The organism is Thalassotalea sp. G20_0, from assembly GCF_017744175.1.
GTDB lineage: Bacteria > Pseudomonadota > Gammaproteobacteria > Pseudomonadales > Endozoicomonadaceae > Endozoicomonas.
Genome location: NZ_JAGHQV010000398.1, coordinates 1 through 673 on the forward strand (window position 1 = coordinate 1; position 673 = coordinate 673).

The 673-nt window shown below is 57.5% G+C and carries 1 protein-coding gene; it reads right to left on the reverse strand.

Annotated features, from left to right (window positions below; translation table 11 throughout):
- A partial coding sequence (locus tag J7438_RS26715) for a hypothetical protein (RefSeq protein WP_209279050.1) occupies positions 1-673 on the reverse strand: 673 nt, incomplete at both ends.

The following is a 673-nucleotide window of genomic DNA, read 5'->3' on the forward strand; positions in this document are numbered from 1 at the left end:
TATCGTCAGAGTCAGTCCCATGTTCGGTCAGTACATGGTACACAGGGCTGCCTGGCCGGGTGGGTTTTCCAGTGTTCGCCACGGAGTTGCTGCCTGTTGCTATACCGTCCTGCCCGTCCGCCAACGGTTGACCATGGTTATCGTCAGAGTCAGTCCCATGTTCGGTCAGTACATGGTACACAGGGCTGCCTGGTCGGGTGGGTTTTCCAGTGTTTGCCACAGAGTTGCTGCCTGTTGCCATACCGGGCTGACCGTCCGCCACCGGTTTACCAAGGTTATCGATGGATTCATACTCGGTCAGTTCTAAGTACACAGGGATGTCAGGGGGGGCGGGTTCTTTTTTATTACCCATCGGGGGATTGCTGCCCCCTGTTGCCTTGTTCCCTTGTCTGAATGTTAACGTTTGGTAATGGCTTGGTGGAGCAGGCAGCGGTCTCGTGTTCCTCGGCCTGAACGACAACGGTTGGTAATGATCCCGACGAGGAGCAGGCAGCGGTCTCTGGTTCCTCGGCCTGAACGACAACGGTTGGTAATGATTCCGGGGAGAAGTAGGCAGCTGTCCTTCAGCACGGGGGCGGCCGCTGGGTGGGGGCGGCATGGGTTCCGCGCGGTTACGACCAGCATTAGTCGATGACCTTTGGCTGTAATAGCGGTAGGCGATCACACCGACCAG